At 31.6% G+C, this 22570-nt stretch carries 17 protein-coding genes and 1 other RNA gene; 6 read left to right on the top strand and 12 right to left on the bottom strand.

The window, feature by feature from the left end; genetic code table 11:
* Positions 1 to 39: 39 nt before the first annotated feature.
* Positions 40 to 435, bottom strand: a transfer-messenger RNA (tmRNA) gene (ssrA, locus tag AC3VJB_RS08355).
* 230 nt (positions 436 to 665) lie between these two features.
* On the opposite strand from ssrA, the gene AC3VJB_RS08350 reads away from it, so the two are divergent.
* The gene (locus tag AC3VJB_RS08350; protein ID WP_125343621.1) at positions 666 to 1874 is read left to right on the top strand and encodes an NAD(P)-dependent oxidoreductase; all 1209 of its coding nucleotides are present in this window, start codon (positions 666 to 668) and stop codon (positions 1872 to 1874) included.
* A gap of 39 nt (positions 1875 to 1913) precedes the next feature.
* Positions 1914 to 2129, top strand: a complete 216-nt coding sequence (locus AC3VJB_RS08345; RefSeq protein WP_047789880.1) for a DUF3820 family protein — start codon at positions 1914 to 1916, stop codon at positions 2127 to 2129.
* Here AC3VJB_RS08345 and AC3VJB_RS08340 read toward each other — a convergent pair.
* Genes AC3VJB_RS08340 through AC3VJB_RS08325 form a run of 4 tightly spaced genes read right to left on the bottom strand, consistent with a single transcriptional unit; the run spans position 2109 to position 4930 of the window.
* The gene (locus tag AC3VJB_RS08340; RefSeq protein ID WP_047789879.1) at positions 2109 to 2489 is read right to left on the bottom strand and encodes a ribosomal maturation YjgA family protein; all 381 of its coding nucleotides are present in this window, start codon (positions 2487 to 2489) and stop codon (positions 2109 to 2111) included. The genes AC3VJB_RS08345 and AC3VJB_RS08340 overlap by 21 nt on opposite strands.
* A gap of 59 nt (positions 2490 to 2548) precedes the next feature.
* Entirely contained in the window at positions 2549 to 3934 is a 1386-nt protein-coding gene (creD, locus tag AC3VJB_RS08335; RefSeq protein WP_167713390.1) for a cell envelope integrity protein CreD, read from the bottom strand.
* A 58-nt stretch (positions 3935 to 3992) separates the two neighbouring features.
* A complete protein-coding gene (locus AC3VJB_RS08330) occupies positions 3993 to 4289 on the bottom strand; it encodes a winged helix-turn-helix domain-containing protein (protein WP_047789877.1) in 297 nt (98 codons plus the stop codon).
* Positions 4290 to 4321: 32 nt separating this feature from the next.
* A complete protein-coding gene (locus AC3VJB_RS08325) occupies positions 4322 to 4930 on the bottom strand; it encodes a hypothetical protein (RefSeq protein WP_047789876.1) in 609 nt (202 codons plus the stop codon).
* A 78-nt stretch (positions 4931 to 5008) separates the two neighbouring features.
* Here AC3VJB_RS08325 and AC3VJB_RS08320 point away from each other — a divergent pair, with 78 nt between their 5' ends.
* Positions 5009 to 5380, top strand: a complete 372-nt coding sequence (locus AC3VJB_RS08320; protein ID WP_047789875.1) for a DUF1801 domain-containing protein — start codon at positions 5009 to 5011, stop codon at positions 5378 to 5380.
* A gap of 94 nt (positions 5381 to 5474) precedes the next feature.
* On the opposite strand, the gene AC3VJB_RS08315 is transcribed toward AC3VJB_RS08320, so the two are convergent.
* The 3 genes from AC3VJB_RS08315 to kdsA form a co-directional block, all read right to left on the bottom strand.
* Positions 5475 to 6371 (bottom strand): transporter family protein, encoded by an 897-nt coding sequence (locus AC3VJB_RS08315; protein ID WP_437822966.1) that lies wholly within the window; start codon positions 6369 to 6371, stop codon positions 5475 to 5477.
* Positions 6372 to 6461: 90 nt separating this feature from the next.
* Positions 6462 to 7211 carry a transglutaminase domain-containing protein gene (locus AC3VJB_RS08310; RefSeq protein WP_497667020.1) on the bottom strand — a complete coding sequence of 250 codons (750 nt, stop codon included), beginning with the start codon at positions 7209 to 7211 and terminating at the stop codon, positions 6462 to 6464.
* Between the two features lie 238 nt (positions 7212 to 7449).
* The gene (gene kdsA, locus AC3VJB_RS08305; RefSeq protein ID WP_497667019.1) at positions 7450 to 8268 is read right to left on the bottom strand and encodes a 3-deoxy-8-phosphooctulonate synthase; all 819 of its coding nucleotides are present in this window, start codon (positions 8266 to 8268) and stop codon (positions 7450 to 7452) included.
* A 67-nt stretch (positions 8269 to 8335) separates the two neighbouring features.
* Between kdsA and AC3VJB_RS08300 the strand changes: the two genes are divergently transcribed.
* The 3 genes from AC3VJB_RS08300 (at position 8336) to AC3VJB_RS08290 (ending at position 11609) form a co-directional block, all read left to right on the top strand.
* Positions 8336 to 9334, top strand: coding sequence for a M28 family peptidase (locus AC3VJB_RS08300; protein WP_497667018.1), 999 nt, complete (start codon positions 8336 to 8338; stop codon positions 9332 to 9334).
* Between the two features lie 171 nt (positions 9335 to 9505).
* Entirely contained in the window at positions 9506 to 10990 is a 1485-nt protein-coding gene (locus tag AC3VJB_RS08295; protein ID WP_173359819.1) for a S8 family peptidase, read from the top strand.
* A gap of 103 nt (positions 10991 to 11093) precedes the next feature.
* Positions 11094 to 11609, top strand: coding sequence for a DUF4136 domain-containing protein (locus AC3VJB_RS08290; protein ID WP_437822959.1), 516 nt, complete (start codon positions 11094 to 11096; stop codon positions 11607 to 11609).
* 187 nt (positions 11610 to 11796) lie between these two features.
* On the opposite strand, the gene AC3VJB_RS08285 is transcribed toward AC3VJB_RS08290, so the two are convergent.
* The 4 genes from AC3VJB_RS08285 to AC3VJB_RS08270 all read right to left on the bottom strand — a co-directional run bounded on the left by AC3VJB_RS08285 (position 11797) and on the right by AC3VJB_RS08270 (position 22516).
* Positions 11797 to 12870, bottom strand: a complete 1074-nt coding sequence (locus tag AC3VJB_RS08285; RefSeq protein ID WP_437822957.1) for a phytase — start codon at positions 12868 to 12870, stop codon at positions 11797 to 11799.
* Positions 12871 to 12872: 2 nt separating this feature from the next.
* Complete coding sequence (locus tag AC3VJB_RS08280; protein WP_437822955.1) at positions 12873 to 15620, bottom strand: TonB-dependent receptor; 2748 nt, start codon at positions 15618 to 15620, stop codon at positions 12873 to 12875.
* 260 nt (positions 15621 to 15880) lie between these two features.
* Entirely contained in the window at positions 15881 to 16354 is a 474-nt protein-coding gene (locus AC3VJB_RS08275) for a hypothetical protein (RefSeq protein ID WP_159613098.1), read from the bottom strand.
* Between the two features lie 42 nt (positions 16355 to 16396).
* On the bottom strand, positions 16397 to 22516 hold the full coding sequence (locus AC3VJB_RS08270; protein WP_497667017.1) for an alpha-2-macroglobulin family protein: 6120 nt from the start codon (positions 22514 to 22516) through the stop codon (positions 16397 to 16399).
* Positions 22517 to 22570 lie beyond the last annotated feature (54 nt).

Raw genomic sequence — 22570 nt, 5'->3', positions numbered from 1 at the left:
AAATAAAAACCCTGTAAATATAGTGTTTACAGGGCTTTTTGGTGGAGACGCCGAGAATCGAACTCGGGTCCAAACAAGTAGCTCAAAGGCTTTCTACATACTTAGTTTTTGTTTAATTTTCGATTAAGACCTGACCAAAAACCGTCCAATCTTAACTTATCTTCTTTAGTTTCGAAAACCTATCGAAGCCCTAAGTTTTCTATGTTTACTTTTACGATGCCCAAAAGTGAAACGCCGTAAACCAAGGCTTTTCGTGGACATTTAGCTTGCGCACCTTGTGCGCCGAGGCTCTATCTTACTATTAATTCAGATTAAGCAGCTAAAGCGTAGTTATCTTCGCCGTTTAAATGTTTGAAATAAGTTTAACGAGTTGTCATTTCACTCCTCGGTATGCTTACATTTTTACTAATCTTGCTGTCAAAACCAGTCGTCCCCAATATGTCAAAGATGCTATATGTACCCGTGCAAAAAATATACCAGATAATCTTTTTGATTCTATGCAATTTCGTTTAACAGCAATATAAAACAATACTGTTGAAACAAGAGGATGCAAATATAAAAAAATACTACTTGTACAATCATTTTAAAACAAGTATTTTCGCTGCAATTGTTATAAACTATAACATTATATGTAAAATTGTTTAATTTTAATACAAAGGTCAATTATGAAATTCGGAATTATTAAAGAACGTAAAAATCCACCAGATAGAAGAGTTGTGTTTTCTCCAGAAAAATTGCAAGAGTTTAAAGAACAGTTTCCTCAAGCAGAAATAGTCGTGGAAAGTTCCGATATCCGAGTTTTTTCTGATGAGGCTTACACAAAAGCAGGTTTTGAAGTAACAAATGATATTTCTGATTGTGATGTGTTATTAGGAGTAAAAGAAGTTCCTGTAGACAATTTAATTCCAAATAAAAAATATTTTTTCTTTAGTCATACGATTAAAAAGCAACCATATAATCGTAAGTTGTTAAAAGCAATGCTTGATAGAAATATAGAAATGTTTGATCATGAAACCATTATTGAAGAAAATGGAGCTCGTTTAATTGGTTTTGGTCGTTATGCAGGTTTGGTAGGTGCTTATAATGGTTTTAGAGCCTTAGGCATACGTGAAGGATTGTTCAAATTACCCAAAGTAGAAACGTTACCAGATTTAGATGCTGTAAAAGTTGAATTAGATAAAATAACTTTACCAAACATCAAAATTTTACTAACAGGAACAGGAAAAGTAGCTAAAGGAGCACAAGAAATTTTAGATCATTTGCAAATTAAGCAAGTAAGCGATGCTTTATATTTAACAAGTGAGTTTACTGAACCAGTATATTGTATAGCCGATGTTATGGAGTATGCCAAACGAAAAGATGGTAAAGTAGGAGATAAGTTTGAGTTTTATAAAGATCCAACAGGATACGAAAGTAATTTTATGGCGTATGCGAAACAAACTGATTTCTTTATAGCAGGGCATTTTTATGGAGACGGAGCTCCGTATTTATTTACACGTGAAGATGTAAAACATCCTGAGTTTAGAATAAAGTATGTAGCAGATATTTCATGTGATATTGATGGACCAGTAGCAACAACACTTCGTGCGTCAACAATTGCAGACCCTATTTACGGCTATAACCCAGAAACGGAATCAGAAATTGATTTTAAAGACGAAAAAGCCATCACGGTAATGGCAGTAGACAATTTACCTTGTGAGTTACCAAAAGATGCAAGTGAAGGTTTTGGAGAAATGTTTTTGGAGCATGTAATTCCGGCATTTTATAATGATGATAAAGACGGAATTTTAGCTCGATCAAAAATGACAACAAATACTGGTAAATTAACCGAACGTTATGCATATTTGCAGGATTACGTAGACGGAAAAGAATAACACTTAATAACTCCCGCTTCAGCGGGATTTTTATTTAATATGATACCAGACAAACAGTTCTTAATTGATACAGCAAACATGAGAATGCCTTTTGGTAAATACAAAGGAACGTATTTAATTGACATTCCTGAGTATTATATTGTTTGGTATAAGAATAAAGGATTTCCACAAGGGAAACTAGGCACAATGCTAGAGCTAGTTTACGAATTGAAGTTAAACGGACTAGAAGACATTTTACGAAAGATTAGAAGATAATTTGCGAGTTAAAAATTTTTCTAAAAGTAAAACAGTGACAATTCCTAAGGTATAAGCTACTAAATCACCAATACTAAAAGTAGTACCAAATACGATTACTGCCAATCGGTTATTTTCTAAACCGAGAAATTCTAGAAGAGGAGTTAACTGTAAAAATTCTACTAAATAAGCAAAAATAAGTACTGAAACTCCAGTGTTTTTATCAGAGAAGTTAAAGAAAGCTTTCACCAAATAAAAAAGTAAGATAACGACTAAAAAGTCACCAAAAGTATGTCTTATAAACCCTGAAGTTTGAGCTATTATAATTTCTAACAAAAGAAGAAATATAAAGGCAAGGAAGTATTTTATATTGAATTTCATAATCATATATTAAGCAAACTATTACATAATATAATAGTTTGCTTATTTATTGTTGTTAATTAACCGTTTTGCCAATCTATTTTTCTTGAAGCATACATCACTGAAGCAAGAATTATAAACAGTCCTACACTACCTACCAAAAGAGCATAATTTTCTAGTTGAATAATTACAAAAATAAAGGCATATAATGTGGTAAGAGAAGCTCCAACAAATAAAGGAAATTTATTACTTTTTAAAATGGATTTAGAATACAAAGAAATTAGCAATACAACAGCTATCGAAGCTATTAAGTAAGCTTTTAAAAAGCTACTATGTTCAGAAATTGATATTAGTAAGGTATAAAACATAGTTAAGGCAACGCCAATCATTAAATATTGAAAGGGATGAATGGATATTTTACTCATTGTTTGAATTAGAAAGAAAATTAAGAATGTAAGTCCAATAACCATAAAGCCATATTTAGCAGATCGTTCACTTTTTTGGTATTCGTCTACAGGAATCATAAAGTTTACACCAAAAGCATATTCTTTTAAGTTAGGAATTCCGTTAAAAGATTGTTGAGAGAAAGGTCTATTTATATCCAGTATTTTCCATTTAGCATTAAAGCCATTTTCAGAGATTTTGTCGGAGTTAAAAGGAAGGTATTCTCCAATAAAATTAGCGGTTTTCCAGTCAGAATTTATATGAACAGTTGTTTCTTTTCCGATAGGAATAAAACGAATTTGTTTGCTACCATTGATGCTTAGTGATAGATTAAAGTTCGTGTCTGATTTTTTAGGAAGGTCTTCTTCATTTAAAAATTTACTTTCTAATTTATGAAGGTTTAAATAGTTGTAGTAGGCTTTTTCATTACTAGCATCATCTTCATATTTAGAAGTAAAAGCGTAGTTGTTTTTATTCAGTTTTATTTCAACTAAATTGTTTACCCCCTTTAAATTAGAAGTTTTAATAATTAAACGAGCTTTGTTCCAAAGTATGTCTTTTTCATTAATATCTTTTTCACTAAAATCAGGTGTTGTAAAACTGCCATCAATATCTATTTTACTATTATATACAGCTGTTTTATAAATACCACGCTTTTTCTCTTCAGGGTTTATAGAAGATTTGACATTTAGTTTCTTCGGAAAAAAGTAAGCATATTTAATCTTTTCTTCAATCTCAGTTTGAGTTTCTTTTGTCTTTTGATTTCGAACAAATTTCTCTTTATAAGTTTTGTAGGGAATTTTTAAAATAGGTCCATATAGCAAGACCTCTTTACCCCATTTTTGATTGATTTCTTGTACAACTTCTTGCTGTCGATTCATTCGCTCAACAATTAAACTTTTAATAAAAGATAAAGGAATTAAAAGTATGAGAATTAAAAATCCAATCATTAACATTCTAGCTGTGATTGATGTTTTTACCCACTTTCCGAATTTTCCGTTTTGTTTGTTTGATATTTCCATAGTTTATTGTCTTAAAAGAACTTTGAATTTCAAAGTTTAATAATAAAAAAATTAGTTTTTATTTATTTTTAATTAGTTTTTCTAAAGCGTCAATATGTTTTTTAAATTCTTGCTTACCAAGCTCTGTAGCATAGTATCTTGTATTGGGTTTTCTACCAATAAATTGTTTTTCTATCCTAATAAATTCAACTTTTTCTAAGGCTTTGGTATGGCTTGCCAAATTACCATCTGTAGCACCTAATAATTCTTTTAATGTAGTAAATTCAGCATATTCATTAACCATAAGAACAGACATAATTCCGAGTCTGATTCTATGATCAAAAGCTTTATTTATATTTAGAATAATGTTTTTCAAAAAAGATAAATTTTAAAGTACGAAAATAGTGCTTATTTTCTATCGTGTTTAAAATACATGACAGTACCATAAACAATATGCATAACTCCAAACCCTAGAACCCAAAACCAAAAACCATAACCGGGAAGCATAGCAGCAATAAGTCCTAAAACAACTTCAGTATACCCTAAATACTTAATATCACCTACAGTATATTTTGAAGCATTAATCAATGCTAAGCCATAAAAAAGTAACATCAAAGCTCCAGTTTGTCCATATTTCTGATGTCCTAAAATAATAATGATATAGATGGCTCCAGAAACCAGAGGAATAAGGAAATTCAATAATAACCTTCTTGTGGTGGCATCCCAAATTCTTTCACCGTTTTTTTTAGCTTTTCTCGTAGTTAAAAAAATGGCGGTAGTAATGCTCAAAAAGCCAACTAACAATAAATCAAGGATGACCATTTGGAAAGTTTTTCCATCTAGTATCAAATAACCACTAGAATTAATATTGACTAACCAATATGCATAAGCTGCACCAATTAGAGCATAAATTCCTGCTAAAATACCAGACAAGCCGCTTAATGATATAAATCTTGATGATTTATTCATTAAGTTTTTAATTTCTGATATGTCTTTTAAATAATCTTCTGAACTCATTTTTAAAGAACTTTGAAAAACAAAGTAAGCTTAATTTTATGAAACATACAAATAAAAATTTGATGTATTTTTGAAAGAATGAAACCAGCCGAAGAATACATACTTAAACAGCCAGAACCATTCAAGTCTATTTTACTGCATTTACAAGTACTGATAGAAGGGAATTTTCAAAATTTAGAATTAAAATACAAATGGAAAATTCCAGTATATTATATTAATGGTAAGCAATTATGTTATATAAATGCATCCCATAAAAAAGGATTTGTTGACGTTGGATTTTGGGCAAAAGGTATTTTACAGGACTTTGATACTTTTTTAGTTTCAGAAGGTAGAGCAGTTGTAAAATCACTTCGTTATTCATCAATAGAAGAAATTAATGAAGAAATACTACTACAAGTTATAGGAGAAGTAGCAAAACACAATCATAAAGGTTTTTGGAGGAAAGATTAACTAATTGAATTTATAACGTCACTAATCTTGTTAAAGCATATCTATAAAAAAGAGCTTTTTTTAAAAGCTCTTTTTTTTATCTAATTGTGTTTGATTATAGGACATTATATGTTAGGCTTACAGAGTAAGTAGAAGATTCACCAATATTTCTACCATCTATTACTTTACCGTAACCAACTCCAATTCCTAGTTTAGGAAGAATATTTTTATAAACAGTTATACCCACACTCTTATAATCTACATCAGTTTCAGGGAAATTACCTTTAAATGAAGGGCTTCCGATATCTACTCCTTCTTCTGAGTTATAATAATCTCCCCAAGCTTCTACATAAATAAAGCTACTAGCATAACCAATTTTACCAGTAGTGGTAAAGGCATTAGGAACACCAAAGTCACCACCAGGAGTTAAATTATTATCAGCATTTCCTCTTAAGTTGTAACCTGCAAAAATGGTAGAGAAAAAGCCAACGTTTGTGTTTAAGTGTAAACCAGCTTTTAAATCAAATCCGAAGCCTCCGTTACCAATAGATAATATTCCGTTTGGCTCATACCCTGTAGGAATAACGGTAGTAATACCTGTTATAATATTTAAATCTCCACTTTTAAACTGAAACTTATGCGCATTAAACTTTAAAGCTATTGAAATGTCTTGAACTTCAGAGATAGAGGTTAACCCGTTTACAGGGTCTGGTTGATTACTAGTATTTGTGGCATCAATAAAAGGAATGCTTACAATAGCTGAAAGTCGATCAGTGATACCATATTTTGCATAAAGAGAATAAATATTCTGATTAATCTTTTCATGAACAGGAGTAGCGTTTTGTTTAGTTTTACCTAGATAAAACTTTTCATACTCGCTTTTGGTAAAAGAAGTAGTAATAGATAAACTATTTTTCTTTGGAGTAAAGCCATCATATAGACCTTGACCGTAAGAGGTTATTGAAATTCCTAATAAAATAGAAAAGAATAGGAGGGTGTAAAATTTTTTCATGTAATGTTAATTTGTTTTCACCCTTTGTCGATTTTCTTTTAAATCATTACAGAGAAATTTACTTTAATAAATCAAAAGAAGAAAATATTGTTATTCAATTAAAAATTCAAGCATTACCTCTTTATCTACGATTAAAAATAGCTGTTTGCTATTATCAAGTGGAGTTGTTGTAACTGTAGTAATATTATTTTTAGTAGATATTTTATCTGGTTTAACAGCATATCGATATCCACTATAGCCTAAGAATATTGATTGATTAGGGTGTATGTTTTTAATTTTTAGTTCAATAGTAGCTTTTTTATCTAATATCCCTTTTAAAGGTGAAATTAGCTCTAAGTCAGATTTTAAAAAAGAAGCATCGTAAATAGGCTGATTGTAAAAGTCTTTTTTCCCCATTCTACCAACTCTTAACTGCCAAAGTGTTTTTTCTGGAAAATGTGTTTTAAAGTATTTTTCTTTAGGAATGTTATAGTAGTAAGCATTAAATAAAGGTTGCCATCTGTTATTATTTACAACTCCAGCTGCCCAGGTGGCATCAATATAAATCCACTTTCCATTCAATTTAACAGCGTTCCAAGCATGATTGGAATTGATTTTAGGATTAGCTATATCATTTGATGAATTTCTGATGTAACCTTTTATAACTTCGTTTTCAATTTGAAGTATAGTACATATTTTAGCAAAAGTTTGTGCATAGCCTTCACAAACTGCTTTACGAGTTAATAGAGTTTGGTTAACAATATCGTCTTTTATAGCCTGTAGCTTTGCTAATTTCTCTTGCTCATTCCTGTATCTAAAAGAAATTCGTTTGTTTTTAGGACGATAGTATGCATCTATCATACTGTATGTTATGGGCAAGCCAATAAAACGCAGCCTGTACTTGTTGTTCTTCAGTTTTAAAATCGCTTGCTATCTGTTGAGCCAGACGTTCTACTTCATTAATTTTAGAATACCCATTTACTTTCTCTTCAATTAAGGAAAAGTCTTGTGCACTTACGATAGTAGTAGCTAGAAAGAATAAAAAAAGAAGTTGTTTCATATATAAACTAAAAACAATTGTATGAAACAAAAACTGTGCCTATAAATTATTAATAGTTTTTCTAATGCTAACCAAGTTGGTTAACAAACTTTCTAAATAATCAAGGTGTAACATGTTAGCTCCATCACTTTTTGCATTTGCAGGATCAAAATGTGTTTCTATAAATAAACCATCTACATTATTTACTACACCAGCACGAGCAATGGTTTCAATCATATCAGGACGCCCACCAGTAACACCGCTTGATTGGTTTGGTTGTTGCAAGGAGTGGGTAACATCTAACACAGTAGGAGCGTATTGACGCATCGAAGGAATTCCGCGGAAATCAACAATCATATCTTGGTACCCAAACATCGTACCTCTATCAGTTATCCACGCTTTTTTATTTCCTGCATCATGAACTTTTTTTACAGCATGTTGCATAGCTTCAGGACTCATAAATTGTCCTTTTTTCAAATTCACAACTTTACCAGTTTTAGCAGCAGCAACTACTAAATCGGTTTGACGAACTAAGAAAGCAGGAATTTGTAATACATCTACATATTGAGCAGCTTTTTCAGCATCAGAAACTTCATGAATGTCGGTTACGGTAGGAACATTAAAAGTTTCAGAAACTTTACGTAAAATTTTTAATGCTTTTTCATCACCAATTCCTGTAAAACTATCTATTCTACTACGATTCGCTTTTTTAAAACTTCCTTTAAATACATAAGGAATTTCTAATTTGTCAGTAATGGTAATTGCCTTTTCAGCAATACGCATTGCCATATCTTCTCCTTCGATGGCACAAGGACCAGCAAGTAAGAAAAAGTTGTTTGAATCAGTATGTTTTATGTTTGGAATTTCAGTTAAAGCCATCCTTAAAAATTTTCAACAAAATTAAGAAATTAAATTGGCTATATTTAGGCTTTTAAATAAATAAAGAATGAAAAAAGTTTTATATCCATTAGCACTTGTAAGTGTATCAATTTTACTGTCGTGTAAGCAAGCTAAAAATACTAGTAGCGAGGTTGCTATGAATACTGTTGAGGTAACTCAGAAAAAAGAAAATAAAGAAGAGTTAATTGATTCTGTTTTAGTAAGAAAACACTTATATACACTTGCTTCAGATGAAATGGAAGGTAGAAAACCAGGCACTGAGGGAATGGAAAAAGCAACTCAGTATATAGAAAATGAATACAAAAGAATTGGTTTAAAAACTTTTGATACATTAACTACGTATCGCCAAAGTTTTGAGTATAAAGGAATTAAGATGAGTAATATTATAGGCTTGTTAGAAGGAAAGTCTAAAAAAGATGAGTTTGTTATTATATCAGCTCATCACGATCATTTAGGGGTAAAGAAAGATGGGGAAGGAGATCGAATTTTTAATGGTGCGAATGATGATGCTTCTGGTGTTACTGGTGTATTATCATTGGCTGAATATTATGCTAAAAAAGGAAACAATGAGCGTAGTATTTTGTTTGTATGTTTTACTGCTGAAGAAATGGGGTTGGTAGGCTCTGAGTACTTTGGAAAAGGAATTGATGCGAATAAGTTTGTAGCGGGAATTAATTTAGAGTTAATAGGGAAACAACCTAAAACAGGACCAAAAACAGCATGGTTAACTGGTTTTGATAAATCAGATTTTGGTAAAATAATTCAGAAGAACTTGGAAGGGTCAGGATATAAGTTATTTCCAGATCCATACCCTAAATTTCAATTATTCTTACGATCAGACAATGCTTCTCTAGCACGTTTAGGGGTGCCGTCTCATACATTTTCAACCACTCCGATTGATATCGATGCGGATTATCATAAAGTAACAGATGAAGCTGAAACCTTAAATATGACTGTATTAACAGAAACTGTTAAAGCAGTTGCTAGAGGAACTCAAAGTATTATTGAAGGAAAAGACACGCCTACTAGAGTAAAGATGGAGTAAACATATTGAAAACTTAAAGTAAAGAAGGAGCCATGAACTCCTTTTTTATTGGGGTTGGGTGTTTTGTTTTTAATAAAATGTTAACTTTGTATAGGTTAAATTGTTTAAAGTGTTAAAATTGTATTAAAATTTTACTATATTCGAAAAGTTTTAATTTAAATCCCTTCGAAAATGAAAAAAATACTTTTAAGCCTAACGGTTGTTTTAACTATGATCTCATGTTCTAATAATGATGAAGCATTAGACATAAAACAAGATCAAGATTTACTTACCAAAAAAGAAATTAATTCAAAAATCAAGGAATCTTTACAAAAAACTGGAGATTTCAAATGGATGTCACAAGATGCTCATACTATATGGAGTGCAGTAAATCATGGAGAAAATATCTTAACAATTGGTTATGGTACTTCAAAAAACAATTATGCTAGGAGTGAAGAAAGTACTAATATAAAAGATGAGTTAATAGCATTAGTAAAAAGCTTTGAATCAACTTCTGCTAAGGGAGAAACGGAATTATATGTAAATGAAAATATTAATGTATTAGATATTAAAGTTACTAACAAGGAAACAATAAATGTCTTATTAAAAGATAGTAGAGTTCGTTATATAGAACCGGGAGGTTATAGTTTTTTAGAGTCTACTGCACAAGCTAAGTCAAGTTCATCAGGTTCTTCAGGATGTGGCTATGGTACGGCTACTTTAAGCACCAATGACTATAGAACAGTAGCACCAGGAGCTAAATTACCATGGTCTTTTGATGCGCACAATATTTCACAAGCTTGGAATTACAGTACTGGGTCAGGAATTACTGTAGCAGTAGTTGATTCAGGTCTATCACCAGAACAAAAATGGATGAATCAATATTTTAACGATGGATATTCATCAGGAAGAACAGTTCAGAAATATGGAACGTTTGTAGATTCTTGGTGGGCGTGGTCTAATAATTATGATGGAGTAAATGATAAGTGTGGTCATGGAACCAAAATGGCTGCAGTAGCGACTGCTCCAAGAAATAATGACAACTTACCTGTAGGGGTTGCTTACAATGCAAACTTAGTAACGTATAGGGCTGTTGAAAATGTAGTAATTGATGATTATCATGAAAAAAGAGGTATTGTTGAGGCGTTAACAGCCTTGGCAAATAGAAGTGATGTAAAAGTTATTTCTATGTCATTAGGTTCTCCTTTTAGTATTGGTAATGTATCGGATGCAGTAAAGTATGCACATAGCAAAGGAAAAATGATTTTAGCAGCAGGAGGAACATCTACTTCGTTTACTACTTGGTATGGAGTAATTTTTCCAGCAAGTATGTCTGAAACTGTTGCGGTAACAGGTGTTAAAGAAGGACAATATAGTAAGTGTGATGTATGTCATACCGGATCACAAATAGATTTTACGGTACAAATGCAACGTACTAACGGAACGGATAATAAAATTCCTGTATTGAGTTATTATGATGGACAAGCAAATTATGTAGGAGGTTCATCTGTAGCAACAGCAACAACTGCTGGTATTGCAGCGTTAGTATGGGCAAAACATCCAAGTTGGTCAAGAGAACAAGTTTTACAAAAAATGAAAGAATCCGCTGATTTTTATCCGAACAAACATTCAGAGTTTGGATATGGAAATATTGATGCGTTAAAAGCAGTTCAATAAAAATCAACTAATTAACCTTAGAAAAAAGTCTCGTGTAAACGAGGCTTTTTTGTATTTTTATAAGGTATAGTTTTTGATTAATTATATGGTAAAGAATTTATATATGAAGTATTACAAATATTTTTTTCTGTTAGTTATTATTGGTTGTGCCTCTTCTAAAGTAGTATATGATTACGATAGCCAAACAGATTTTAGTCAGTATAAGACCTTCAATTTTTTTGAAGATGCAGGTAAAGGTTTAAATGAATTAGATGTAAAAAGAGTCACTTATGAAATAACGGCTGCTTTGGAAGCCAAAGGGATGCGATTAACTGAAACCCCTGATATGTATATTAATATTTTAGCTGAAGAAAGAGAGTCTCTTAATAGAAATACGATAGGTGTTGGCTTAGGAAGTGGAGGAAGAAATGTTGGATTTGGAATTTCAGGAGGTATTCCTATTGAAAGTAGAAAAATAAACCAGCAATTAACCATTGATTTTGTTGAGAGTAAAGACAACCAGTTAATATGGCAAGGAATTGCTACTAGTGAAATAAGAGAAAAAGCAACACCAGAACAAAAGAAATTACATTTTCAAAAAGTAATTGGTAAAGTGATTAATAATTATCCTCCAAAATAACAGCTACTTTTCTAACACTTAACAACCTATAAAAACAAAACACTAAGAAGACTTACAAAAAAGACCTTGATGTTTTCATCAAAACATCAAGGTGTTTTTTCAAGACTATATTTTAAGCTAATTTTATTAGCATTAAAAAAGCCTCTTGGTTTTACCAAAAGGCTTTTTTAATTACACAACAAACACACTAATTTGACGAATCTAAATGTAGGCTTTTAGAAATTTTTTGCCAGTCAATGATTTTAAAATTTTGATGCAAGCTGTCCTTACCTTGGGTATTAGCACCATCTTGCGCAATAAAGAACCCTTTAGGGTATTTTGTACCAAAATTAACAGAGGTTACATCAATTCCGTCCGTATCGTAGGTGCCGTCAATAGTACCGTCTTTTAATGAAAAGCTTCCTAGGTATTGATTGCTAACTCTATCAAAAACAGCATAACTGTTATTTCCTTGTGAGGATAAAATAATGTATCCTTTTCCATTTCCAGCGTCGTATAAGGTAACACCTTCAAAATCATCCTTCATATTCAAATCGTTGGTGCTGATAACCTTTACACGGTTGTTTTCAGCATTGGGTTCAGCATCATATTTCCATAAGGCCTTGTTCTCTTCTCCAATATATACCTTAGCGTGTACATCATCGGCAACAATACCTTCTCCTTGACTTCCTAATGAAAATTCACGAACTAACTTGGCATCAATTTGAGTGTTGTTTTCAAACAATTCCCATTGCTCAACACCACCTTTTTTACCAACCATAAAAACATAAAATTTGTTAGTTTTTGGGCTCTTGTACATTCCTAAACCATAAACCTCTTTTAAGTTAGAAGTTATTTTTCGTGCAGCAGCATCTTCTAATTCACCTGTAGGTTTTACAATCAATATAGAAATAGTATTGTAGGTTCTATTACTAGCGGTAACAATCGAAACTTCTTTTCCGTTTAGTGAAAAACCATCGCGAATATCAACATTGTTTACACGTCCTATTTTATAAGAGTACAAACGTTCTCCTTCTAAATTATAAACTTCTAAACCTTCTTTTTTGTTTGTACCAATTATGGTTGATTTTGTTACATCAGCGGGATTTATCCACACACACGGGTCATCAGCAGCGTCGTCAAAAGAAGTAACAGGTGCTGTTTCAGCATCAGCAACTAAAGCTACTACTGGTTTGGCTTGCGGGTTTTGATGGACTATTTTTTCAACTTTACAAGCGCTTAAAATAAGGCAAGTAAGTATTATTCTGTATACTTTATTCATTCTTAAAAATTGTATTTTAAACCAGCATTCCAGTTATAGTTATAAAACTCAGCTTGCATTGTTTGATGCTTTGCTCCTTGGTAAAAACGTAATTCTTGATTGGTTAAGTTTTTTGCTTCAGCAAAGACTTGTAAGTTTTTAGTAATACGGTAAGAAGCATTTAGGTCTACAAACAATTGTTCGTCATAAAATACATCCGTAAAAGCATCGTCTCCGTATTCAAAAATGTAATCATCAGCAAAGTTTAAAGAGGCTCTAATTGATAGTTTAGAACTTTCATAGGCCAACGATCCGTTAAACATGTTTTTAACAGCACCAGCCAAAGGCAAGCCATCTTCTCTGTCGGCAATACCATCTGTTTTAGAATCTGTATAGGTATAGTTACCATACACTGTTAAGTTTCTTAAGAAACCAGGTAAGAAGTTTAACTTACGTTGTAAAGCCACTTCAAAACCATAAATTTCGGCAGTACCTCCATTAAAAGGTCGTGTAACATCATAGGTTTCTGTTACACCTCCAATGGTAATTGGTTCTTCAGTAACTGAATTGTAAATAAATTTATCTAAATCTTTGTAAAAAACTCCTGCTGATATAATTCCGACATTACTAAAGTAGTGTTCAAACATTAAGTCAAAGTTCATTGCTTCAGTAGGATCTAAATTAGGGTTTCCATACTCAGCTTCCATATCATCACTATTAATGTTTCTATAAGGAACTAAATCGTAATAGTTAGGTCTCGCAATAGTATTTGTCCAAGCAGCTCTAACAATAGTATTTTTATCAATATTGTATTTAACTTGTAGGTTAGGTAACCAGTTGGTATAGTTTCGAGTTCCTGATGTTTTAGTTACATCACTTAAATCATCAGCTGTTTCAACATCAATGGCAAAACCGTTATAATCTATTGTTGTTTTTTCAACTCTTACACCAGCTATAAAAGAAAAGTTGTTACCTAAGTTTTGTTGTAACATTCCGTATGCAGCATAAATGTTTTCATTAGCATCGTAGTTTTCAGGAACAAATTCATCTAATACAAGTTCACCACCTGTTAGGTTTAAATTTCCTAAAAATTCTTTTGAAACGAAAAGACCTGATTTATAATCGTCACCTGCTAAATAACCATTAATAGTATAATCTTTAGTAGTGGTAGTATTCATGGTCGGAAATTGATCTTCTAAATCATACTCATAAAAGCTATTGTCTCTTACTTTTTCTTTGTACTTGTACTTAAAACCAAATTTTAAAGAGTTTTTGTAAGCTCCTGTAGCATTGATAGGAGCCAAGACATCAAAATTAGAACTGATTTTACGTTCTTGTGTAAATCCTTGTTGTTGGGTTACTTCTTTGTAATCAAAAGTTGAAGGATCGTTAAAGTCATTGTTTGTTGGTCGTAATACAGGGAAGTTTGTTCGCGAGAAGTCTTGCATAACTTCAATATCATCGTTTTCAAAACTAATATAACGTTCGTCTGGACGTTCTTCCTTGGCTTTGGCAGTTCCTGTTTTCCAGTTTAGTTTAATGTTTCCGAAAATAATGTGTTCTCCACCTACAGATATATTGTAAGTGCTTTGGCGCTCTAAACGTGTGTTGTCGTTTGTATCATTGTTGATACCTCCTTTAGTTTGACGACGTACTTCAGCTTTTGATAATCCTGTAGCATCTGGTTCGTCTATTTTTCTAAAGCGTACTCTATAACGGTTTTCATAATCGTTTCTTTGGTTGTACATTGATTTAAAGAAAAGCGTATTGTTGTTGTCAGGTGTCCAGTCTAAGTTGGCGGAAACACTCATTCTATTTCTTTTTACATCGTAACGTCTAATATCGTGTTCACCAATGTATGTTTTGTTATTTTCTTTTTCCCACTCAAACTCAACATTATCTGAACCATAATCGTTAGAGTTGTATGAAGCATTGATTACATAGCCTAGTTCGTTTTTAAAAGCCCTGTTGGCAACTAATGCAGAAACATTATAGTTAGGCGTATTTCTTACAGGATTTTGTCCGTAAGAACCAGCAACGAAAGCTCTAAAAGTAGTAGGAGCAGAACGTGTAACTAAATTAACAGAGCCACCAATAGCATCTCCTTCCATATCAGGAGTTACTGCTTTGTTAACCTCAATGGTTTGAATCATGTCTGAAGGAATTAAATCCATTTGAACTCTACGGTTATCTCCTTCAGCAGACGGAATTCTGTCACCGTTTAAGGTTACCGAGTTTAATTGAGGAGCTAATCCGCGAATAACAATATCTCTAGCTTCACCTTGGTCGTTTTGCATAGAAATACCAGGAACACGTTTTAAGGCATCACCAATATTGGCATCAGGGAACTTTCCTACTTGATCGGCAGAAATAATGTTGGTTATATTCTCTTTGTTTTTTTGTTGATTTAAGGCTTTAGCTTGCCCTTTCCCAATACTTCCTTTAATAACAACTTCATCCAACCTATCTATTTTAGGTGTTAGCGAAAAGTTTTTAGATTGAATATTGTTTGTAAGCGTAATGTTTTCTGTTAGGGTTTGATAACCTAAAAATGATATTTGAACCTCGTAATTTCCTACAGGAATATTTAAAAGTTCATAATTTCCATTAAAGTCGGTAGAAAACCCAACTTGTAAAGAAGGAATGCTAATAGTAGCTCCAGGTAAAGGTTGATTGGTTTCATCTAAAACTCTTCCTTTTAAACCGGATTTGCTTTGTGAGTATCCTAAAATACTTACCAAGCAAAGTGTAATTAGTATTATTTTTTTCATTTTGAAATCTTTAGTGAATTGTCCACGGCGAAATTATTTACGATAACTAGCAACAAGATTTCAAATTTGTTAGTAAAAAATTATTAAAACTTATACATAAGGTTGATTATATGTTAATTGGTTGAGGTTTTTATAATGTTTAAGTATTCTTTATTTAATATAAAAATTACCTTTTAAAAACATTTAACTTTTGAAGTTTTAAAATAAAAAAGCCTCCAAATTAATTTGGAGGCTTTTGTTATATGTAGTTTAACGTTTTTTTAGAATTGGTAACGGATACTTAAACCAAAGTCAGAGTTGAACCCGTCATAATAATCACCAAAACCAATTTCTGGTCTATAATCTAATGACAACATCAAAGGAATATCAAAATTATATTCAATACCAACAACACCAGCTGCGAAAATATAGGTTTCTGAGGCATCTACATTTTTTACATTCCAATGCCCAAGACCACCACCAGCACCAGCATACCAGTTAAAACGATTTTCTAATTGCCATACCCATTGATATAAACCAGTAGCTTTAAAGCCGTCATAATTACTACCGTTACGTAAACCTAAATCTATTTCCAAACGATTGGCATCACTTAATCTACGTTGGTAAGTTATTTCAGCTCCAAAACCATCATTATCACCTAAACGAAGACCTATTGCGTTATTTGAAATTTCTTGTGCATTTGCAGTGAAAAATGAAATGGTTAAAAAACCGATGAATAAAAAGATTTTCTTCATAATTTTTAATTTAGTGTTTTGTGAATGCTAAGATAAATTATTTTACTTAATTAGTAACCTTTCTCCTTTTGAATGACTACTAAACTCGGGAGCATACATACTTTGAATAGTTGTGATTCCGTTACTAAAGTTTCCTGCATTATTTACACGAACATCATACTCAAATACATATACTCCTTTAGGTAAACGATCGAAAAAGAAATTTGTTGCAGCATCTTTTGTACTTTCATAATACCCTAAACCATCTTGCCATTTGTATTGTGATAATACGTTAATAGGTTCAAATCCGCTTGCTCTCATATCTTTCATGTGTACAAATTCCATATCTCTATCAGAACGAAGTTCAATTCTAACAGTCATTAAATCTCCTACATTTAATTGTGTGTTTTCTGTAATTTCTTGAAGTTGTTTACCCACATTAGTATTTACTTTTTTAAATAGTTTTTTCTTTAACTGTAAAGGTGTTTTAGCAGAGGTAATTTTATCTAAATCTTCAAAATATTGCCAATACAATCCACCCCAAGCAGTACCTTTTCCTTTTTTAGTAATGCTAACTGTACTCATATTAGGAGTGATTTCAGAACCATTCCAAGAGGTTTTAAAATAACCAGTACCCGCTTCAACTTTTGTGTCTTCTAATTTAGAAGGATTGATTGTTTTCTCTCCAATTGTTACATCCACCATATCAGTTACCGAAATCCAATCACTACCTTGTAATAATAATGCATATACAGCTTCAGTAGTTGCTTTGGTAGTTTTCCAACGATTGGTTTGTTTATTTTTTAGTAACCATATTTTTAGATTATCAACAGTTTGAATATCATTTTCAATTTCTGAAAAAGCTTCAATTAACAACGATTGGGTTTCAATAGGGGCTTGATGCCAATACCAACTCGGTTGATTTTCTTTCCAATACATTCCTAATTCATCAGAAGTAATACTGTTTTCTCTTAAAGATTTTAAAACTTTATTAGCAACTAATATATTATCGTTTCTAAACTGTATTAGGGCAATTTGTCCTTTTCCGTATAAACTAAACTCTTTCCAGTAAGTTGCTGTTTGATTTTTGTAATATTCAAAAGCGGTTTTTGCCGTATCGTTAACTTCAATATTTGTATAAAAAGAACGCATGTATAAATACTGAATAATAAAGTAGTTTAGGTGGTTTTTTTCCAGATACTTAGTGTATTCTTTTTGTCCTTTTTCAGCTTTAATGCGTTCAGCACTTTCTAATAACTTCTTGTAGGTATGTTCAATTTCAGCATCTAAAAAGTGAATAGCATCCACAAGCATTTTCTGTAAAGAATCATCTTTATTATCAATACCTAATTTTTGTAAATGTCCAAAACCAGTAGCAATATGATTCGTTATATAAACATTAGGCTTATCATTCCCTTTAAACCAAGGGAATCCTCCATTGCTTAACTGCATTTGCAGTAGTTTATTAATAGCGTTTTGTTGTTCGTTTTTCATTTTGTTTAAATCAAATAACAAAGCAATACGCTTCTTTTGTTCTGTCTCTGATTGAGCATCACGTAACCAAGGAGTTTCCTGGATAATCAACGACTTTAACTCTTGATTTTTTTCTAAGTTACTCAATAAAGCGTCTGAAGATTTCCAAGCATTGAACACCTCTTGTATTCTTGGATTTGAATTTGCAATATGACTAGCGAGTGTGTTTGCATAATAACGAGCAAATGTTTGTTCACTACACTCGTACGGGTATTCCATTAAATAGGGTAAAGCCTGTACAGCGTACCAAGCAGGATTAGAAGTTACTTCTAACGTTAATTTAAGGTGGCTGAGCGTAGTCGAAGTTTGATTTTTTAGTTTATCTAATGTGAATGTTTTGGTTTGATTTGAACGAACCCACATAGGTAGCGTTTCTGTAACTAACATTCGGTTTGATAATACTGGTAACACATTTTGTTCTCCATCAGAAAAATCTCCTGCCTTGGCAATTACTTTATATTGAATTGCTTGATAAGTATCAGGAATTGATAAGTTCCAAGATACATTCGTGTTTCCGTTAGAATCAACACTGAAAGACTGATTTTTAGAAGAATTACTTAACAGGTTGATTTCTTTTCCGGTAATAGCATCAGTTAATATAAGTTGTGCTGTACCTTCTAAGTTTTTATCAGAAATGTTTGCAATTTTAGAGCTGAATGTAATTTGATCTCCTTCTCTTAAGAATCTAGGAGTATTAGGCATTACCATTAACTCTTTTTGAGTAACAGTAGTTAATGTTTTGGTAGCAGATTGCAATTCTTTTGTGTGTGCTAATAGCTGCAATTTCCATCGTGTTAAAGCCTCTGGAGTGGTGAAGCTAAATGTGATATTCCCTTCTTTATCGGTTTGTAAATGAGGATAGAAAAAAGCAGTTTCTTGAAGATTTTTACGAATTTGAACTCCATCTAAAGAAACGTTTTCTTGTTTAGATTCTTTTTTAGCGTATCCCGTCATAACTGAATCATTTGCCAAATCAGCTTCTTGAGCATCTAAAAGTTCTTTTTCTTCAACAATTATTTCTCTTTCTGGAGAAGGTTGCATTTTAGCACTCATAGCTAAGCCTCTTAAACGAATATTTCTATTTATTCCGAAGTAAAAACCAAACCAATTCAATTGGTCATATCGTTGAGTTTTAAAAGATGATGGATAAGTATTGTTAAAAACTCTGAAACGTTCATTACCAAAACTTTGATATGCATTAGCGTTACCGCTATAAGAGTAATATGTAGAAGTAGAGATAGGTGAAAACTCCCAGTTATGAGGTTTAAATTCATCTAAAGAAGCATCGTACATACTTGCAAGCATCTCTGCTGCTACTTTGTTGTTTTTATCGTTTTTAATGGTAAAACTCCACGTTTCTTGAGTTCCAGGTTGTAATTTATCTCTAAACGTATTGGTTTCTATAGTAATGTTATCTTGTTCATTTGGAACAGAAATAGGAATGACTCCACTTACAAAACTATTGTAATTCACAAAGTAATATTTGATAACAAACCCGCCAACATCTTGTTTCGTAACAGGAACTTCAATTGTTTTGATTTTGTTATTTAAATGAATAAGCTCTGTGTTTACGATGGTATGATTCTTTTCTATTTGAACTATAACCGTAACATCTTTTGAAGCAGAACCAATTTGTAACTTAGCAATGTCATTTGGCTTATAAGTTGTTTTATTTGTGTTATACGTGAACAACTGATTGTCGGTTACACTTTTTTCTTTGTTATCAATTATTGTAAAAAGAGCTTTGTCTGTAACATCTTGTCCAAACTTATCTTTAGAACTTAATACGGTTATGTATTTACCAGAAGCCCATTTTTTATAGTTATTAAGTATAATTTGTTTAGATTCTTCTGTATTGAAATTTTGCTCAAATACTAATTTTTCTTTTTTCCAATTATGAGGATTTTGTTCTTCCGAAGTGTAAGCTTCATGAGGAAATAAGTTTCTAAAATCACTTTCTGAAATGTCTTGATAATCTGGAGTATTCCAAGGTCTTTTACGTAACGGATTTTTAGGAGCTTGTAATTTGTATACTTTAATGCTTCCTTTAGCAGGAGCAAATTCCCCGTTTAAATTTTTACTTGATATTTCAATTGTTGTTTCCTTGTCCGATTTATGTATTGTAGAAGGAATTTGTAAAGTAGCAAGTAATGCATGATACCCAACTTTTACAATAGAGGTTGCTGAGCGAGTTTCTCCATTAACATCGGTAACATCAGCTGTGATTTCATATTCAAAAACAGGTAAGTTTTCTTTGTTTACACTTTCATCAGGTAAGGCTTTGAAAGTAATTGAAAAGTTACCTTGTGCATCAGTTGTTAATTCACCGTGTGTAATTTCTTGTGCTTCTGAAGTAAACTGAGGTTTACGCCAGTACCACCAAATAGGGTATTGTACTTTACGATGCACGCGATATACTACTTTAGCATCTGTGATAGTTGAACCAGCAAAAGCTTTTGCAAATCCGTTTACGGTAATGCTGTCATGTAACTTATAGGTTTTTGTTACAGGTTTAAATTCTGTTTTAAACTTAGGACGTTTATATTCTTCTACTGAAATACGAGTAATATAATCTTCTCTCTCAAAATCAAAATCTATAGTCTTATAAAACCTGCTTTCTTGTTTTTCACTTTTATCAATAGAAAACCAATATTCACCAGTTAATCCTGTATTTGGTAGTATAATTTCACCTGAAGCTGACCCATATTCGTTTAGCTTTAGGTCTAGTGTTTTTACTGCTTCACCGTTAACATTATTTAATGTTACTTGTACAAACTCATTGGTGAAAGGCGTTGATTTGTCTTCATTTTCTTGAATGAAAATAGTTTTGAAGTATACAGTTTGTCCTGGTCGATAAATGCTTCTATCAGTAAAAATAAAAGATTTAATATTTATACGATTATCATTTGTAGTTGGAGAGGCTTGTTTTTGATATTTATTCAGGTAATAGTTACCAAAAATTGCTGAATCGTTTTTGTGAGTTACAGTAACGTACACATTACCATAACTAGCATCACTTTTAAAAGAAGCAAATCCGTTTTTATCAGTTGTTAGTTTTTTATGAATCGATTTTCCATACCTATGTTGCTTGTTTTGTAATAATAATTCAGCGTCTTTAACAGGCTTTCCAGTATTTCTATCAACAACTTGGTAGGTTTTTACACCATCATTATTATTTTCAACCAAAACTAAATTGGTTGCTTGTAAATGAGCAGTAGCATATAAGTCTTCAGAGTTAAAAGTAGCATTTTGGTGAGCTACAATTAAATAATTTCCTTGAGTTAATTCGGGAACTACTACCTCAGTTGTATGTGACAAATAATCTTTTTCGTTACGTAAGTTACTATTCCATGAAGTAGCTTTTGTAAGCTTTTTTATAAAGTTAAAGCGTTCTTCTTCTTTGTGAATTTTTTGAAGCTCTTCTAATTGTTTATGATCAATTTTATAAGCAGAGAAGTACAGCTTGTCAATATTATTGTAAGTAACTAGTAACCTAGAGTGAGATAGGGTTGGTACAAATTTTTCAGAAAGAATACTGAGTGATGTAGCTGTGATTTGTTGTTGTAAAGTTTCACATTTTTCAGCAGCTAAACTCTTAGAAAATTGTTTAATAACCTTTTTACAGATAGCAAGTGCTTCTTTGTTTTTAAAACGAAAGTCTTCGTTTTTTTTAGTTTTATAAGATCCAGCTTGTTGATTATAATTTCTAGCTATTTCATAACTATACAATCCTGAAACTTCATTGTTCTTGTAATTATTAACTGATGTTTTTAGTGTTTGTAATAATAACTCTTGTTTGTTATTTAAAGTTATATGTTGCTTAACAAACTGTAATCGTTGAATGTCAGCATCCACAAGCGCATTAAGATTCTTGTTTTTTAAATGAAAGGTTATTAATTTTTGATAGATTTTTAAGGCATTAAACTGCAATGATAAATCATCTTTTGTAGTAAGGTTTAATGCAGAAAACTTATCAGCTTCACTTAAGTATAAAGCGTTATCAATTTTAAATTGATAAGTAGGTTTTGTAATATTAGTTTCTGTTGTTTTATAAAACTCTAAGGCATTATGCGCTAAAAAATCAAATAGAGTAGGGCGGTATTTTTTAGAGTCTTTTTCAGATTGAATAATATCTTTAAAGGTATAAATATCTGTTTTTTGTAGTACAGATTCATTTTCTAAAGAATTTTGATAGTGACAATGAATTTCTGCAAACAACGTATTTAAGTCCCATGTTCTAAAATCATTTCCATCTACTTTTTCTTGTGTTTGGGTACGATTGTAAAATTTCCATCTATTTTGATTAAAATACTGCCAGTATAAGTTAGCTAATACATTTTCTAATACATTTTTCGTCGGAAAATTATGTTGATTAATTTGTTGTTTAAACTCATCAATAATTTTTAATTGCGCATTTTCTTCTAAAGTTAGAGCATACTTGCTTTTATAAAACAATGATTTTATAATTTGAGGAGCATTGTTACTTTTTTCAGCTTTATCGTAAATAGTGTTTACTATTTTTAAAGCAGATTTAGGTAAGTTTTCAGCTTCAAGCTTGTGCACCTTTTCCCATAGGTTGGCATAGTTTTCTTGGGCGTGTGCTAAGGTTGAAAATAAAATCATTAGTAAAATAGGGGTTATTCTTTTCATTTATCTATATTTTTTGATGCTAATCGTAAGTTTATATGAACAAAACACTTAAAA

This window comes from Tenacibaculum sp. TB-53 (genome assembly GCF_059716285.2).
Note: the sequence above shows the minus strand (reverse complement) of the source record. Positions and strands in the feature narration are given on the sequence as shown.